General features: G+C 67.7%; 8 protein-coding genes and 1 pseudogene. 4 read left to right on the top strand and 5 right to left on the bottom strand.

The window, feature by feature from the left end; all coding sequences use genetic code 11:
* Positions 1 to 3: 3 nt before the first annotated feature.
* Positions 4 to 2016, bottom strand: coding sequence for a radical SAM protein (locus tag ACZ4WV_RS08125; protein WP_465744012.1), 2013 nt, complete (start codon positions 2014 to 2016; stop codon positions 4 to 6).
* 46 nt (positions 2017 to 2062) lie between these two features.
* Positions 2063 to 3862 carry a hypothetical protein gene (locus tag ACZ4WV_RS08120; protein WP_465744010.1) on the bottom strand — a complete coding sequence of 600 codons (1800 nt, stop codon included), beginning with the start codon at positions 3860 to 3862 and terminating at the stop codon, positions 2063 to 2065.
* A gap of 340 nt (positions 3863 to 4202) precedes the next feature.
* On the opposite strand from ACZ4WV_RS08120, the gene argS (ACZ4WV_RS08115) reads away from it, so the two are divergent.
* Positions 4203 to 5963, top strand: coding sequence for an arginine--tRNA ligase (gene argS, locus ACZ4WV_RS08115; RefSeq protein ID WP_465744008.1), 1761 nt, complete (start codon positions 4203 to 4205; stop codon positions 5961 to 5963).
* Positions 5964 to 6051: 88 nt separating this feature from the next.
* On the opposite strand, the gene ACZ4WV_RS08110 is transcribed toward argS (ACZ4WV_RS08115), so the two are convergent.
* Both ACZ4WV_RS08110 and ACZ4WV_RS08105 read right to left on the bottom strand, forming a co-directional pair.
* Positions 6052 to 6666, bottom strand: coding sequence for an RDD family protein (locus ACZ4WV_RS08110; RefSeq protein WP_465744006.1), 615 nt, complete (start codon positions 6664 to 6666; stop codon positions 6052 to 6054).
* Positions 6667 to 6764: 98 nt separating this feature from the next.
* Positions 6765 to 7076 (bottom strand): hypothetical protein, encoded by a 312-nt coding sequence (locus ACZ4WV_RS08105; protein WP_465744004.1) that lies wholly within the window; start codon positions 7074 to 7076, stop codon positions 6765 to 6767.
* Positions 7077 to 7197: 121 nt separating this feature from the next.
* Here ACZ4WV_RS08105 and argS (ACZ4WV_RS08100) point away from each other — a divergent pair.
* Positions 7198 to 7739 (top strand): annotated as a pseudogene (gene argS, locus ACZ4WV_RS08100) (arginine--tRNA ligase domain-containing protein); the annotation flags it as partial.
* A gap of 114 nt (positions 7740 to 7853) precedes the next feature.
* On the opposite strand, the gene ACZ4WV_RS08095 reads toward argS (ACZ4WV_RS08100), so the two are convergent.
* On the bottom strand, positions 7854 to 8876 hold the full coding sequence (locus ACZ4WV_RS08095) for an outer membrane protein assembly factor BamB family protein (RefSeq protein WP_465744003.1): 1023 nt from the start codon (positions 8874 to 8876) through the stop codon (positions 7854 to 7856).
* 522 nt (positions 8877 to 9398) lie between these two features.
* On the opposite strand from ACZ4WV_RS08095, the gene pglW reads away from it, so the two are divergent.
* Together pglW and pglX are read left to right on the top strand one after the other, a co-directional pair.
* Positions 9399 to 13838: a BREX system serine/threonine kinase PglW gene (pglW, locus tag ACZ4WV_RS08090; protein ID WP_465744001.1), complete on the top strand. Its 4440-nt coding sequence runs from the start codon at positions 9399 to 9401 to the stop codon at positions 13836 to 13838.
* Positions 13839 to 13979: 141 nt separating this feature from the next.
* A complete protein-coding gene (pglX, locus tag ACZ4WV_RS08085) occupies positions 13980 to 17657 on the top strand; it encodes a BREX-2 system adenine-specific DNA-methyltransferase PglX (protein WP_465743999.1) in 3678 nt (1225 codons plus the stop codon).
* Positions 17658 to 17712 lie beyond the last annotated feature (55 nt).

The following is a 17712-nucleotide window of genomic DNA, read 5'->3' as shown; positions in this document are numbered from 1 at the left end:
CCGTCAGCAGGTGTTGCCCTGGAGCCCGGCCCAGCGACCGAGCGGCGTGAGCTCAACGGGCATAGGGCCGTTGACTCCCGCCGAGGCCGGTCGCCCGGGTGCCTCCGGGCCGGACAAGCGAAGCGGACCCTTCGCGTTGAGGTCCAGGGCCGCGAACGGCTCGTGCAGCGTCAAGGCCGTCCACCCGCCGTCCGTGAAGTCCGTGAACACGTTCACACCAAGCCCCTCGCCGGAACCGACCGGTTCGGGAAGCGGTAGCAGGAGCTCCAGGTGATCGGCCTCCCAGGAGAGGCGGACATCGTGGGCGTCCTCCCAGACGGGAGCGGGATGCGGAACACGGCGGAATCGGGCGGTGGGGGCTGCGAGCCACCAGACGCCGTCGCGGGTGCACCGCAGGTACCGCTCGCCGGGCCATTGCCCGGCGGCGAGATCATGCAAGGTGAACACTCCCTCGCCCAACGGCTGCAGGCGGACGCGGACCGCCTGGACGGCGCCGGGCGTATCGCCCAAGTCCAGCCGCACCGCGAGCCCTTCGGCGCGGCGGGCGAGCGTGACGGCGAGTCCCGCAGGGTTGGCCAGTCCGCCTCGCACCCGGCCCAGACCGGCGAGCGGGATGGGCACCCGCTGATCGTCGACCGCGGCATCGAGGCGGGCCGCGGGCAGGTAGGCGGCTTCGGGGGTGGAGGCGAGCGCCTCGGCGGTGAGTCCGTACGGAGAGGGCAGCGCGTCCAGCACCTCGGGGTACTGCTCGCGCAGGGCGACGACGAGGCGGATTGCCAGGTCGGTGATGAACCGGATCAGGTCGCACTTCACGCCGTCGGGCTTGGTGATGTCGCCGTTCGCGAGGACTGCCTGGTAGTAGCAGCCGCCGCCGCACACGTACCGCGACGGGCAGGAAGAGCACTCGTCCCGCTCGTCGACGACCAGGTCGAGGTACTTGCGGCGCTCGGAGTCCTCGACACCAGTGGAGGCATGGCCGATGTGCCAACCGGACTTGCCGATGAAGTGCGCGCACGGGTAGAGGTTGCCGTTGGTGTCCAGGTAGGTGCCGCTCTTGCCGGCCCCGCACCGATAGACCTGCGCCGCGCGGTCCTTCACCCGGTAGAAGAACCGCATGAAGAAGTCCTCGGAGTTCAGCGCGAGCAGCCGGGCGAGGATGCCTTCGGGCGGCTGGGCGAGGATGTGCTCGACGAGGTCGGCGTAACCCTGGCGAAAGGCCGGCAGCGTCTCGGCGTTGAGCGCGTAGTCCTTGTCATGGGTGGCGTTGACCGGCTTCATGTAGATGTTGCGGGCACCGACGTCCTCAAAGAGGTGGCGGAAGATCGCCACGAAGTCGGTGCAGTAGGCGGTGAGGACCGCCGAGACCCCCATGTCGGGGTGGCGGGCCAGCACCTGGTCGAGCACGGAACGCACGTGGTCGTACGTTCCGCCTCGCCCACTGGTGTAGAAGCGCACCCGGTCGTGGACGTCCCTGGGCCCGTCCAGGCTGATGTCCTGGGGCGGGCCGAGCTGGTCGGCGAGCTTGGTCGTCATCGACAGCGTGGCGTTGGTGACCATGGGCCCGGCCCAGACCACCGTGACGGGGGAGTCGGCGAGGTTGTCGGCGACCAGGTCCTGGACCGTGTCGTGCATGTGGCGCACGAGCATGGTCTCGCCGGCCAGGCCGAAGTCGATCCGGGTGTAGCGCGCGTCCTCCTCGACCAGCCGCTCGCGGTGGGTGCGAAGGCCCTGCACCACCGTTTCCAGCGGGATGGTGACGGGCTTGCCGTCGGCGTGCACTCGGTCCCGGAACGAGCAGTACGTGCATCCCATGTTGCAGACGTCGGTCAGCGACAGCTGGGCCTGCGGGTACGCCTCCCGGTAGGAGGTGATCTGGTGGACCGGCTCCAGGCCGCCGCACGGACACGCCTGGCCAGGAGGGGTGATCTGGCCCCCGCGGACATGGAAGGTGTAGCCGTCCGCGAAGGAGACATGCGAAGCATCGCTGGTGGACAGGGGAATCGCGTCGCTGATCACGGTTGACCTCTCGGGTTGAGATGGCGCGGATCGGGGCGGAACGGGATTACAGGGTGCGCGGGCCAGGCACACCGAGACGGCCCCGCAGTACGTCCAGCCGGTCGGCCAGCTGCTCCACCTCGACGTCCAGGCCGGGTGCCGGCGGCGCGGGATCGGCTGCCTCCCGCAGGGCGAACGCCCGGCGCACCAGGGCTTCCACCTTGGCGGCCTCGTCGCCCGAAACGAGCTCGTGCAGGAGTGACAGCTGGGAGACCAGCTTCACCGGAGGCGGCGCCGCTGCGGCACGGCTGAAGACGAGCCGGGCCAGCAGCGCCCGGGCCTCGAACCACAGGTACTTGGCGGTGAGTTCGCGGCCCAGCTGCTCATACTCGCTCGGCCGACCGATGACGGCGGTGGACGGGGCAGCGATGGCGGTGGCGACCCAGCCGGGGCCGTGACGGTCCATGCCGGGCCGGCGCAGTTCGAACCACTCGTGGAGATCGCGGCTCAACATCCCGTCCGCGCTGACGACATCCCGTTCGGTCGGCCGGGCGGCGGAGCCCTCGGCCGCAAGACCCAGGCAGGCGAGCGCCTCGATCACAAGATCCTCGAGCGCCCGATGCCCGTTCGGGTGGTCGGGTGAGCTCAGCTCGAAGTCGACGTCGCTGTCACGTCCGAGGACTCCCTGCGCGCACGAGCCGCGCAAGATGAGCTCCAACTCCTCCAGTCCCAGGACGGCTTGAGCGGTCCGGGCAATGCGGGCGGTGACTTCCTCGGCGACCTCGGCGCGCTCACGCGCCGCGTCCCACCCGCCGAAGCCCCGCAGCTCCTCCAGACGTACGACCAGCTGTTCGAGCGATTGGTGGTCGGTGGCCAACTGGAGCTCGGCCGTGGAGAACAGGGCGAGAACCCACGGCCGGCGTAACCGCTCCAGGCCACGGCCGCTGTTGGCACGGGCGCTTTCGGTGAGGGCATCCAGGCGGTGAAGGAGGTCCGCATAGGCGTCCTCACCCTGGTCTGCTCGCAGCCGTGCAGTCAGCACGGTGTGGAAGACGCCGAGACCGGGCGGCAGGACGTCCTCGGCGAGATGACCCAGGCGGGCGGCACTCGCGGACTTCGGCCTTACGGTGGGCAGTTCGCTCGCGAGCGTCAACTCGATGCCGCGGCGACGCACCTCCCGCGCGGCCAGTCCGGCCGGCAGCCAGGCGGCGAGTACGGCCTCGAACCCGTCCAGCGTCGGCTCTTCGTCGCCCTCCGCCGTGATGCGCTTTCTGAGCCCCAGATCACGTCCGGCCAAGTCGGACCACGCGATGTCCCACTTCATCACGGTCAGCGCACCGGGGGCGGCGGTGCCCGCCGGAACAAGCAACGCGTCCTCCCAGTCGATCAGAACCGTCCGGCCGCTCCGCCGGAACATGTTCCGCGGAATGCACCCGGACGCCTCCACGCCGCACCCCAGCACCGCCAGGAGGAAATCCTCGATCTCCTTTGCCAACAAGCCGGCCAGGCCGTCCGTCGAGGCGGAGAGCGGTCGACCGAGGTAGGGCGACACCAGAGCCGCCGTACCGTCGTCCAGGGGAACCAGGTTGGGCACGCACACCTCGATGCGCCCGAACCCGTCCACCGCGAGCGCCCCCAGACGCCGCGCCGCCTCCGCAGCGAGGGCGCGCTCCGCGTGACCCGCCGCCCACGACCGACGCTTGGCCACAAGGTCTCGGCCGTCATGGCGCAGCCGCCGCACCGCACCGGTGACGTCACCGAACCCCGGATCGTCGAGCGCATGCACTGCGCCGTCGCCGGCGAACACCGCCCGGATCGCCGCAGCGATGCCCAGCGAACCATCCGCACCCCCAGATAGCCTGCTCACCCCACTCCCTCCCGAGTGCCGCACGGCAGGCTTGCCACCGTAGTCGTTCCATCACGATGTGTTCGATCGAATTTGCGGATTCGGCTCAAGGGGATGCGGAGTGCCTGCTTCCTCGCGAGGTGGAGGAACTCGCGGGGATTGCTGATGATCACTCAGGATGATCTATACCCAAGGGCCTTGAGTGGACCGGGTTTGCTCTGCGGCGCCCTTAATCGGGCCGTCGGCTGTGCGGGGCATGGGATACTCGGCAGACGGCGTCGACCGCTCGACGGAGCGGCGCCTTGCGACTCCCGCGGCCCGTCCGCGGATCCGCCCTCTCACAGAAGTGGTCCTTCGATCTATGCCTACGGTCCTCTCCATCGCCGACGCGCTGCGCGAGCGCTTCGCACAGGCGATCTCCACTGCGTTCCCCGACGCCGCGGACAGCGACCCCCAGCTGCGACGAAGCGACCGCGCCGACTTCCAGGCCAACGGCATCATGAGCCTGGCCAAGCCGCTGCGGGCCAACCCCCGCGAGGTGGCCGCGCGCGTTCTCGAGAACCTCGGCTCTGACCAGGTGATCGCGAACCTGGAGGTCTCCGGGCCCGGCTTCATCAACGTCACCGTCACCGACGCCGCCATCCTCGAGCGCCTGGCCGCCCGCGCGGCCGACGCCCGACTCGGTGTCGGCAGCAACGCCGAGGCCGGCGTCACGGTGATCGACTACAGCCAGCCGAACATCGCCAAGGAGATGCACGTCGGCCACCTGCGCTCCACGATCATCGGGGACGCCCTCGTGCGCGCCCTCGAGTTCACCGGCGAGAAGGTCATCCGGCGCAACCACCTCGGGGACTGGGGCACCCAGTTCGGCATGCTCATCCAGTACCTCATCGAGCACCCCGCCGAGCTCGACGAAGGCACCGAGCCGGACGACTCCGGGCCTTCGATGTCCCGGCTCAACCGCCTCTACAAGGCGTCTCGCGCCAAGTTCGACAGCGACGCCGACTTCGCCGACCGGGCCCGCCGGCGCGTCGTCGAGCTGCAGGCCGGCCACGTCGAGACCGTCGCGTCCTGGCAGGGCATGGTCGACGAGTCGAAGGTCTACTTCGAAGCCGTCTACGCCCGCCTCGGCGTCCTCCTCGAAGACGCCGACGCCATCGGCGAGAGCTACTACAACCCCATGCTCGCCGACGTGTGCGCCGACCTCGAAGCCTCCGGCGTCGCCGTCCTCTCTGACGGAGCCCTGTGCGTCTTCTTCGACGACATCAAGGGCCCCAACGGAGAACCGACCCCGCTCATCGTCCAGAAGAGCGACGGCGGCTACGGCTACGCCACCACCGACCTCGCCGCCATCCGCGACCGAGTCGGCATGCTCGGCGCCGACCAGCTCCTCTACGTCGTCGACAGCCGCCAGGCCCTGCACTTCCAGATGGTCTTCGAGACCGCCCGCCGCGCCGGCTGGCTCCCCGACAACGTCCGCGCCCTGCACCTCGGCTTCGGCACCGTCCTCGGCAAGGACGGCAAGCCCTTCAAGACCCGCTCCGGCGAGACCGTCCGCCTCATGGACCTTCTCGACGAAGCCGTGGACCGGGCCCGCACCGTCGTCGCCGAGAAGAGCCCCCAGCTCGCCACCGAGGAACTCGAAGACCGGGCCAAGCAGGTCGGCATCGGCGCAGTGAAGTACGCCGACCTCTCGACCTCCCGCACCCGCGACTACATCTTCGACGCCGACCGCATGGTCTCCCTCAACGGCGACACCGGCACCTACCTCCAGTACGCCTACGCCCGCATCCAGTCCATCCTGCGCAAGGCCCCCGAAGGCGTCACCCCGACCGTCCACCAGGATCTGGCCCTGGATCCGGCCGAACGCGCCCTCGGACTCCTCCTCGACGAATTCGGCGCCACCGTCGACCTCGTCGCCGAGACCTTCGAGCCCCACCGCCTCTGCGCCTACCTGCACAGCCTCGCGGCGGCATACACCACCTTCTACGAGCACTGCCCCGTCCTCAAAGCCCCCAGCCGCGAGGTCATGGAGACCCGCCTGCTGCTCTGCCAACTCACCGGCCAGACCCTCCGCCAAGGCATGGACCTCCTCGGCATCGGAACGCCAGAGCGGCTGTAATTTCATCGCAGTGCCGTGGGCCCGGTTGAAAGCAGCATGTGCGGGCTGGATCGGGCCTGCGGGCTTTCTCATACCCGAGGGATCAGCCTCATTTCGTCTCGTTGGAGAGCGCGATTGAGTTAATGAGATCCATTCGAACCACTACTGTACGACTGATCGTGTCGGCCCAGGTTTGCTTTCGGACATGGATAACCGGTCGGGCATATCCAATGAATCCGGGCAGTATATCTAGCGCGTGCAGTAGTCCCCGCAGAATGCTTCGAGGCGCCCCGACAGGGGCGCCCGTGTCCTCGTCTACCGTGACAATCCCTACTAGGCGCTGCCCGAGCGACTGGCCTGTCTGACCTCGAACGATCCATTGGCCAACAAGCCAGCCAGCGCCAACGAGCCAGTAGATGCTGGTGAAGAGGCCTCGGATGTCGACGCCTGAAAGGAAGGCGACTGCCTGTAATACGGCGAAAGCTGGTTGGGCAACATACAGCAGAGCTGTGTATGCCATCATCAGGCCTCCTGCGATGCCTACCTCCACGGCGGTCGCGGTAGCCCGGGCTGGCCAGTCGGCCAAACCAGGTATTGGCTGCTGACGCGGACGCCTTTGGCGTTGCGGTGGGATAGTAGGTCGTTGATGGTGGAGGCCGGGTTCCCACCAGGCTCCAGAGGAGTGGTCTTGCCAACCCGATTGATCATGGGAGCGAGAATCCATGCGCCCATTATGCGAAGTTCTAGCGGCCCGTGGGGAGATTTGTGGCGTCGGAGCCCTGGGCGGCTTCCGATGTAGTCCTGACCGCGTACCACAATTCGTCACAGGCCGTTGGCGGCCGCGTGGCGCAGCGCGAACCCGGCCGAGGCGAGCGTCTTCCCGCCGCCGGTCGGCACTTGGAGCACGTACATGCCGGGCCCGTTCGGGGCGGCAGCCACCGTCTGCTCATAGCTACGTCGGCGGATGTCGTCGACCGGCGACGGCGGGCGCGCTGCCAAAGCTCGTTGACGGCGTTCCTCAAACAGGTCGGCGAGAGCGGCCATGTCGGCGCCCTCGCAGAGCGCTGGAGGCCGGTCGGCGAAGTGCGCGCTGGTGTCGAGGAAGTCGGCGTCCACCACGCAGCTGAATAGCATCCGCAGGAGCAGGTCCCGCGCGGGCGCGGCGTCCGGGGCGGCTGGGCCCGTGAGCCACCGCGGCAGCGGAACCCGGCCGGCAGGCCTGATCTCCGGAACGACTGCAGCGACGAAAGCGATCGCCTCCGACCGGGCCCGGACCGTCGTTGCCGAGAAGAGCCCCCAGCTCGCCAGCGAGGAACTCGAAGACCGGGCAAAGCAGGTCGGCATCGGCGCGGTCAAGTACGCTGACCTGTCGACCTCCCGCACCCGCGACTACATCTTCGACGCAGACCGCATGGTCTCCCTCAATGGCGACACCGGCACCTACCTCCAGTACGCATACGCCTGCATCCAGTCCATCCTGCGCAAGGCCCCCGACGGCGCCACCCCGACCGCCCACCAGGACTTGGCCCTGGAGCCGGCCGAACGCGCCCTCGGACTCCTCCTCGACGAGTTCGGCGCCACCATCGACCTCGTCGCCGAGACCTTCGAACCCCACCGCCTCTGCGCCTACCTGCACAGCCTCGCGGCGGCGTACACCACCTTCTACGAGCACTGCCCCGTCCTCAAAGCCCCCAGCCGCGAGGTCATGGAGACCGGCTGCTGCTCTGCCAGCTCACCGGCCAGACCCTCCGCCAGGGAATGGACCTCCTCGGCATCGGGACACCCGAGCGGCTGTAGCTGACGAAAGCCTTCGAGTGGGCTGGCCGTGATCGGCTCACTCGAAGGCTCTTCGTCCAGTGGCGGCCGCGGTCCGCTTGCATGGAGTCGGCGGCCTGCTGGGACTGCGTACCGCTACCCCGTGGAGCGCATCAGGCTCATGCTGTGGCCTCGGTCCTCGATGCCGACGTAGGCGTTGACGAGGAAGGGAGCCAGCTTCGGGGTTGCCCGGTCGGCACCGGTGCGGGCGTCGAGGATGACATTTCCGTTGGGCGTCCGGCCGTATACCGCTCCATGCCACACGGCGGTGACCTCCGGCACGAGTCGTCCTCCCGGCGTCTCTGTGATCGACCAGAGCCATTTCATTGACGTCGCGTCCACAGCCGCGATCGAGTGCGTCTGGCCGAACAGCTGGTCGTTGCAGAGGATGACGGACGTTCCGTCGAAGTCACAGTGCCAGGGGTGCACATACGCCCCTGGCCCCGGGTGGGCGCGGACCGCTCCGGTACGGGCGTCAACGATGACGAACCCGTCGGAAGCCGACATCGCGAGCAGGCCGGGGCCGGCGGAGGAGGCGACGGCATGGCTTTCCGTGTGGACCGCCGACCACCGGGGACTGCCGTCTGACGCGCTATAGCCTGCGAGTTGACGCTCGCCGTACGTTGGAGCCTCGGCACCGGCCACGATGCCGTCGACAAGCTGCATCGCGTGGAAATCCGCCCTGGTCCATCGAAGCTGCCCGGATCCCGCGTCGACCACATAGGTCGTCTCGTCGTCGGACACGACCACGCTCTGGTCGTCCACGGCCACCACCTGGGCCGCCCTGATGCCGTCGGCGAGCAGCGAATCGTCGTGACTCAGAGCCTCCTTGTCCAGAGGCGTTATCACGAGATCGACCTGAGCGGTCCAGACGGTCTTGCCCGTCGTGGAGTCGGCGGCCAGTACCTCGATCACGTTTCGGCCCCTGCCGGTACCCGTGCCCGGGATGAAACGGGAGAACGCCACGAGTACGGCGTCAACGCCGTGGAAGTGGGCGGGCAGTGGCGCGGCCCTCTCGGACCCGAAGCCGCTCTCCGTGGCGGGGATGGTGCTGCTCGCGCTCCAGAGCGTGTTCCTGGTGACGGCGTCGACGGCTTTCATGCCGTCCTCGGTGGTCACGAAGGCGGTCGTGTCCTTCAGCGAAATTGCCGGCCGTTGCCGTGTGGGGCTTGATGTCGAGGGCTGGACGCCCTCGTCGAGTGCGTCCCCCGTGCCGTTGCCGTCGCCAAAGTCGAATGACGTCGGCGGGTCGTATGCCTGGAGATGCCGGGCAGCCGGAGGAACCCCATCCGCAGGCAGGGGAGTTGAACCGCTACAGCCCGACACCGGGCCACCCAACGTCACCGCCAGGGCGACAGCACCAGCCCAGCGCCGATGCCGAGAGCGAGCCGCGCAGATCATTATTCCCCCTTTGCTTGATCACCGAAGCAGTGCAGACTGTACCTGACAGTGATCGACCGGTTCCGGAGTGCCGCCCTGGAAGGATCCACGGCACGGCGCAGCGAGAGCCGAGGGACCGGTTGATCACGGGAAGGACTACACGCCTCCACCTGTCGGCCCCGACCGATAGGGTCAAGGCCGTGGAGGAAGGCCGTGGTTCGTCCGCGGCCGAAGGTTGGGGAGGGTGCAGGGGTGTCGGCAGTGGGCAAGGACGGCAACTCGGGGGCGCGCCGGCCGAAGCCTGCACCGCCGCGCGTGCAGCGCTGGTTCCAGGAGCGGCCCTCCCCGTTCCCGCACGAGCAGGAAGCGCTCGACCACGTCAAGGCGTTGATGCCACAGGCGGAGCCCTTCCGGTCCTGGGCGACCTTCTCGTTCACGGCCTCCTCGGGGCGCGTCAACGAGTGCGACCTGTTCATCCTCGTGCCGCGCGGCCTCTTCCTCGTGGAGCTCAAAGCGCACCCTGGGCGACTCGTCAACAACGGGAGCACCTGGAACTTCCACGGCCCCGACCGACTCCGCACGATCGACAACCCGCTACACCTGACCGACCTCAAGTCCAAGGAACTGCGGAGCAAGCTCTCCTGGGCCGCCGGGAAGTTCCACACCGGCGTGCGCATCCCGTTCATCTCCCCGGCGGTGTTCCTGTCCGCCCCGAGCCTGCGATCCGAACTCGACGCCGGCCAGCAGACCAACGTCTACGGCCGTGACGACGGCGCCAGCGGCCTGCTCCGCATCTGGCAGGACTTCCTCGGTCTGCCGCCGCAGCGAGACTCCGAGGCCGCCCGGCGCGAGCGATTCGAGCTGGCGCGGGCCCTGCCCGACCTCATGAAGAGGATCGGCGTCAAGGCATCCACCGCCCACCTGAACTTCGGTGACGGCTGGAACCTCGCCGGGCGTCCCCTAGATGGTGGCCCCACCTGGGAGGACCGCCTTGCCATCCGAGAGCAGCCCATCCGCGAGGAAGGCCGCGTCCGCGTCTACCTGGTGAGCCTCCAAGCGACCGCGGAGACCCGAAACTCGGTCGAACGAGCAGCTCGGCGCGAGTACCAGGTCCTCCAGGGCATCAGCCACCGCGGCATCGCCCAGGCTCGGGAGTTCCGCGACCACCAGGGTGGCCCGGCGATCCTCTTCAACCACCGCGCCGCCGACCTGCGCCTGGACGCCTACCTGGCCACCTACGGCGCTTCGTTGACCCACGAGACCCGGCTGGAGCTGGTACGCCAGATCGCCGACGCGCTGCGCTACGCTCACCAGCGCTCGCTCTATCACCGCGCGCTTGCGGCCCGATCGGTGTACGTGTCCAGCAAGTCCGACGGGTCCAACCCGGTCGTGCGCATCATCGACTGGCAGGTCGCCGCCCGCGACTTCGACAGCACCTCGCACACCTCCCTCGGCACCCCCAGCGCCGGCGGCGACCACGTTGAGAACGCCGCACAGGTCTACCTGGCGCCGGAGTTCGAGATGGAGTTCGCCGACCCGGTCGACCTGGACATCTTCGGCCTCGGCGCCCTCGCGCACCTCATCCTGGTCGGCGAACCGCCGGCCGAGCGGCGCAGCGCCATGATCGAGCGGCTGACGAACGACGGTGGACTGCGTCCGTCCGCCGTGTCGGACGCCGTGTCAGAAGAACTCGACGGCTTGGTGTTCCAGGCGACCCGGGCGGATGTGGCCGAACGGCTCGACTCGGTGGACCGGTTCCTGAACGAGCTCGACCGAATCGAGCAGGCAGCCGCCGCGGAAGTATCGGCACCGGTCGGAGTGGACCCGCTCGCGGCGATGGCAGGGCAGAGTGTCGATGCCGAGTGGACTGTCGAGAAGGTCCTCGGCACTGGCGCCACCGCCAGGGCCTTGCTCGTGCGGCGCGAGGTGGAAGACCTCGGGGGCGCGATCCGGGTCGATCGGCGCGTGCTCAAGGTTGCCTTGGACGAGACCCGCGACGACCGCCTGGAATCCGAGGCGGACGTGCTGGCCAGAGTCGGCGGTGGCGCCGTTGTGCGGCTGCTCGATGGTCCGCGCAAGATCCACAACCGGACGGTGCTGGACCTCGAGTACGCCGGCGAGCGCTCACTCGGTGCCCGACTGCGTGGGGACGGGCGCCTGACCTACCACGAGCTGGAGCGCTTCAGCAGCGACCTCTTCACCGCCCTCGACCAGCTGGCCGGCAAAGGCGTGTGGCACCGCGACCTCAAGCCGGACAACTTCGGTGTGCTCCAGCGGGCCGACCGATCCTGGCAGCTGGTGCTCTTCGACTTCTCCCTAGCGGAGGCACCGGAACGGGACGTGAAGGCCGGCACGCGCGGCTACCTCGACCCGTTCCTCGACACACCGCGCCGGCCGGTCTTCGACAACCACGCCGAGTACTACGCCGCAGCCGTCACCCTGCACGAGATGGCGTCCGGCGAGCGCCCCCGCTGGGGCGACGAGATGACCGATCCCCGCACCACCGACGACGAGTACCCGGTGATCGCGGAGGACGTCTTCGAGCCCGCGCTGAAGGAAGGACTGAAGGCGTTCTTCCGGCGGGCACTCCACCGGGACGCCGACCGCCGCTTCGACACCCTGCGGCAGATGCACGAAGCCTGGCAGGCCGTGTTCTCCAAGGCCGATGCGGTGGCTCCGGACGACGAGGACGACGAGACGGAGGATCTGGAAGCCGCCCGCGACCGAGTCGCCGCGCAGGCCGAAACGGACACCCTGCTCAAGGACGCCGGCCTCTCGCCGCGCGCACAGTCAGTGGCCAACTCGTTCGGTGCGACCACCGTGGGCGAGCTCCTCAACGTGCCGCTGCACCAGATTGCCCGTGCCCGCGGTGCCGGTGCGGTGATCCGCAAGGAACTCAACCGACGGCACAAGCAGTGGACGACGAAGCTCCGAAAGGCCGCCGCGCCCGCCTCGAAGCCGGCAGGGGGCTCGGGGAGCGCGACTGAGGCCCCGCAGGTGGACCTGGCAGAGCTGCCAGCGGACATTGCAGCCCGTGCCAGCATCGACGAGCTCGCTGCTCACCTCGACCCTGGCTCGGCCAGCAAGGGCTCGCGCAAGCGCGACATCATCCGGCTCACGCTCGGCCTGCCCAGCGCAGACGGAGCGCTCTCCCCGTTGCCGGTCTGGTGCTCCCAGACAGATATCGCCAAGGCGCTGCCCACCTCGCAGGCGACCGTCTCGCGGAGCCATGTGGCCGCGATCCAGTCCTGGGCGGCGGATCCTGTGCTGGCGACGCTGCGGGAGGAGATCGTTGCCTTCGTCACCGGAGCGGGACGCGTTGTCACCGCGCAGGAAGCGGCGACCGACCTGCGGATCCGCAAGGGCGTGCGGGAAGAGAACCCGCAGCGTGCGGAGGCGCTCGCGCTCGCCGTGGTCCGCGCGGCTGTCGAGGCGGAAGCCTGGCCGCAGGACAAGGACGACGACCGTCAGCCGCGGCTCGCCGTGCTTCGGCGCAGTGGCCGGGTCTTCATCGCGTGCGAGTCCCTGACGGGGACCAACGACCCCAGCGCGCCTGAGCTCGCCGACTACGCGCGGTCGCTCGGACAGCAGGCCGATCGGCTCGCGCAGACCGAACCGCTGCCGGACCGTGCCGTCGTGATCCGCGACCTGCGATCCGTGCCGGTACCGTCGGGCATGACTCCTCTATCGGACGGGCGCATGGTGGCGCTGGCGTCGGCCGCCGCTCAGGACGCCCTGTACTCCCCGCGCCTGGAGCTCTACCCGAGGGGCCTTGGCCTCGCGCAGGCGATCCGAATCTCGCAGGCCGCCGCCGGCGTCCGGCGCGACCGGGGCGCGACTGCGGAGGAACTCCTCGCCAAGGTGCGGCTGCGCTTTCCTGATCTGGATCTGGGTGAGCCGACTGCGGTCGAGCTGGAAGAGGCTCTGGCCGAAGCGATGAAGCAGGCGCTTCAGCATGCCGGATTCGTCCTCGAATACGACCGGGAGACCAAGCGTTTCCGCGCCCCGGTTCCGGAGGGCGTTCGCTCGATGACCGCCTCGGCGACTGCGACCACACTGTTCCCGAGCGCGGCAGGCGTGGCCGCAGCATCGGCGGCGGCCGGACGAGACCCGAAGGTACTCCTCGGGGCGAAGCTGGAGGACGCCCTGCGCCGCGGAGGCTTTCTCGCTCTGACTCTTCGAGGCAAGCACCTTCCCGGAGCAGCAGACCTCATTGCACAGGCGTATGGCGTGGAGCCGGTCTCGCTGGGCGGGCTGTTCCTTCGGGAGTTCCGTGCCCTTGCGACCCAGTACGGCACCGAGTGGGAACGCGTCCTGACCATCGACACCAAGTTCACCGAGTCCGGCGAACTGCCGCGAGGGCTTGCGTCGTACGTCAAGGGCGCATGGTCCCGAGTGGGTGAGCACCTGCGTGAGCGAGTCGAGACAGCTGGGTCGACGGACGTGCTCTTCCTCCACGATGCGGGTCTGGTTGCCCGATACCAGGACGCCGGCGGGCGGGAACTGCTGGTCACCCTGCAGAACGCGGCCCGCCGGGAGGTCGACGCCCCGCACGGGCTGTGGCTGCTCTGCCCGCAGGAGGCGCCGCACGAGACCCCACAACTGGACGGAATGATCGTCGAGGTGCTCGGCGAGGCCGAGCGGGCCGTGCTGATCAAGGACTTCCTAAACGAGCTCCGAGCGCGGAGTGCCGCCGCCTGAGGATATGCGCCTCTGCGGCTGGCTCGGTGTTCGGAACAGTCGATTGTTCGGATGCGCCGAACTGGCAAAATGGGGAACCGCACGGTCCGCCTGGACCGACGGATGGACGGACAAGGGACGGGCGCTGTGGCGGGTCGGGGAGTGGACCAGAACGAGCTGCTGAAGGACCTGCGCAAGCAGGCGGCAGTTCTGGAGGACGACCTGCGCGAGCGTAGCCAGGACGTACCCGAGTTCGCGGCGACGCTCGACAGCGAGTACCAGCGTGCTCGGGCGGCCGAGCGCACGGCCGCGACGTACGAGAGCTGGCGCGAGGAGCGGATCACCCAGGCTGCCGTCGCCTGGGTGCTCGGCACGGTCTTCGTCCGCTTCTGTGAGGACAACGGGCTCATCGAATGGCCCTGGATCGCTGGCCCCGGCGAACGGCTGGCGATCGCAGAGGAGCGCCACGAGGCGTACTTCCGGGAGAACCCCGAGCAGAACGACCGAGACTGGCTCGTCGCCGCATTCGATCACCTCGCAGCCGCAAACGAGACGGCAGGCGGGCTCTTCGACCGCAACCACAATCCGCTTTGGGGGCTCACACCGAGCTATGAGGCGGCGCGGACCCTGCTGGCGTTCTGGCGGCGCCGCAGAGAGGACGGGGAAGCAGTCCACCTGTTCGAGAGCGAGGACTGGGACACCCGGTTCCTCGGTGACCTGTACCAGAACCTCAGTGAGCACGCGCGGAAGACGTACGCGTTGCTGCAGACGCCCGAGTTCGTGGAGGAGTTCATCCTCGACCTCACGCTGGAGCCAGCAGTGGAGGAATTCGGGCTCTGGCCCGAGCTGACCATTCGTGAGAGCGAGTCGCGTGTTGTTGAGCGGCGGGGGCTACGGACGATCGATCCGGCGTGCGGTAGCGGACACTTCCTGCTGGGAATCTTCCAGCGACTGCTGGTGAGGTACCGGGAAGAGGCGGGGCCAGGCGTCGACGACTGGACGAACGTGCGGGCTGCACTTGAGGCAGTGCACGGGTGCGACAAGAACCCATTCGCAGTGAGCATCGCCCGGTTCCGGTTGTTGGTTGCGGCATTGAAGGAAGCCGGTGTCGGGCGCCTGGACCAGGCACCGAAGTTCCCGATCAACGTCGCGGTCGGCGACTCCCTGCTGCACGGACGGGGTGTCGGCAAGCGCAAGCAGAAGGGCAAGTCAGAGGACGACCTGTTCTCGGCCATGGGAGTGGCTGAGGACGGAGTCGAAGAGACGTCGGAGGGGGCGTTCGCGTACTCGACGGAAGACGTGAACGAGTTCGTACGTAGCTGTGACCTGCTGGGAAAACACTCATACCATGTGGTGGTGGCGAATCCGCCGTATATCACTGTGAAGGATAAGCAGGAGAACGAGAACTATAGGAGCGTATACGATGCCTGCTCGGGCACGTATGCGCTTTCGGTGCCGTTCACGCAGCGGATCTTCGAGCTTGCGACGCGGGAGCAGCAAGGATTTACTGGGCAAATTACCGCTAACTCTTTCATGAAGCGGGAATTCGGGAAGAGGCTCATTGAGGACTTCTTCCGAACGGTGAAGCTGACGCATGTCATCGACACGTCGGGTGCGTTTATTCCTGGGCATGGTACGCCCACGGTGATTCTCGCTGGGCGGAACACCGAGCGAGGCTGGGCTGACCCGATCCGTGCCGTCTTGGGCGTCCGCGGGGAGCCGGGTCAGCCGGAGATCGCAGCAGAGGGGGTCGTCTGGCGCGCAATTGCGGAGCAAGTGGCGAAGCCGAGAAGCGAGTCGGCGTGGGTTTCAGTCGCCGACGTAGCGCGGGGGGAGCTTTCTAAGCATCCGTGGTCGCTTAGCGGGGGAGGGGCGGCTGACCTGTTGGCCCAAGTCGCTAAGAATCGAATGCCGCTCGCTAAGAAGATCGAACTGCCAATAGGGCGCGCAATCCGTGTTGTTGCTGATGAAGCCTTTGCTAGGCCGCTGCGCGCGACTCTCCGAACTCGAGCCAACCAGCGCGCAATCGTTCCGCTAGCAGTTGGCGAGCAGGTCAGGGATTGGGCAGGTGAGTTCACTGAGGGCATCTGGTATCCCTATCATCCGAGCGTTGGCGATGGTGCGGAACTGAGCGATGAATTGTGGCCGTGGCGCACACTGTTGTCGGCGCGCAAGACGTTTCAGGGCGATATGGCGGCGGCTGGCTTGCGGTGGTGGGACTATATGCAGCACACGTCCTCTGCCTATCGAACGCCGCTGTCGATTACATTTGGTGAGGTGGCGACGCATAATCACTTCGCTCTTGACCGTGGGGGAAGCGTATTCAAGCAGACTGCGCCGGTGATCAAGTTGCCGGAAGGGGCCACAGAAGAGGAACACTTGGCGCTGCTTGGGCTGCTGAACTCGTCCATTTCCTGCTTCTGGTTGAAGCAGGTATGCCAAGGGAAGGGTGGCAGCGGTCTGGGCCGCGGGGTGCAGGATGAGGCGTGGGAGGAGCGCTATCAGTTCAATAGCACCAAGCTCCAGCAATTCCCTGTTCCTGCGAGTCTGCCCGTCGCGCTTGGTCGTGCGCTCGATGCCCTGGCGCAGGTGCTCGCCGCAAATGAGCCCGCTGCCGTCTCATCTGCGTCAGCTGTGCCCACCCGCGCTGCCCTCGACGCTGCGCGAGCTGCTCACTCGTCCACTCGTCGTCGGATGATCGCGTTGCAGGAGGAACTGGACTGGCACGTGTATGGGTCATACGGTCTGCTCACCGAAATCGAGGTCGCAGCCCTCATTGCCTCCGATCTCGACTCTGTCCCAGAGATTTCGCTTGGCGAGCGCGCGTTCGAGATCGTTCTTGCGCGGAGGGTGGCTGCCGGTGAGGCGGACACTGTGTGGTTTAGGCGGCACGGCTCAACTCCAATTGAGGAGATCCCGACACACTGGCCTGGTTGGTATCGCGAGGTTGTTCAACGCCGGATCGACAGCATTGAGAAGCGTCGTGACATCGCCCTGATCGAGCGACCGGAGTGCAAGCGCCGTTGGTCTTCTCTCGCGTGGGAGAAGAAGGAGGCTGAGGCTCTTCGCACTTGGCTGTTGGACCGCTGTGAGCGCGCGGACCTGTGGTTTCACACCCGTGATGGCATGCGCCAACCTCGCACCCTTACGCCGGCGCAACTCGCGGACCTCTTCACCCACGACGCTGATGTCCAGGCCGTCGCCGAGCTTTACGCGGCAGATCACCTCGGCAAGCCGGACCTTAGGCTCTCCGACGTGTTGCGCGAGGTCGTCGCCGACGAGCACGTCCCCTACCTCTCCGCTTTGCGCTACAAGGACTCCGGCCTGCGTAAGCGTGAGCAATGGGAGAAGGTGTGGGAACAGCAGCGCAAGGAAGACCGGACGGGGGAGCAACTGGACATTGCCGTGCCGCCGAAGTACTCCGGTGCGGACTTCCAGAAGCAGTCGTACTGGTCGAACCGGGGCAAGCTCGACGTGCCGAAGGAGCGGTTCATCTCGTATCCAGACGCCGGGCCGGAGGCTGACCCCAAGTTGGTTCTCGGATGGGCCGGTTGGGACCACCGCGATCAGGCTCAAGCCATCATCAACCTGGTGGCTGACCGCGTGGAAAGGGACAACTGGCAGGGTGAGCAGCTGACTCCGCTTCTCGCGGGGATGCTGGAGCTGCTGCCCTGGCTGAAGCAGTGGCACGGCGAGTTCGATCACGAGTGGGACGGCAATCCCGCAACCGATTGCCAGGAGTGGTTGGAGGCCCAGCAACGCGAGCACGGCATCACGACAGATGCGCTGCTCTTCTGGCGTCCCTCCGCGCCCAAGCGCGGCAGGGCCGCGGCCAAGTAACGTGCAGCCATTGCACGATCGAACCGACATGAACCTCCACGACGAAGGGAACCGC

Source organism: Kitasatospora sp. NPDC029312 (assembly GCF_055569215.1).
Note: the sequence above shows the minus strand (reverse complement) of the source record. Positions and strands in the feature narration are given on the sequence as shown.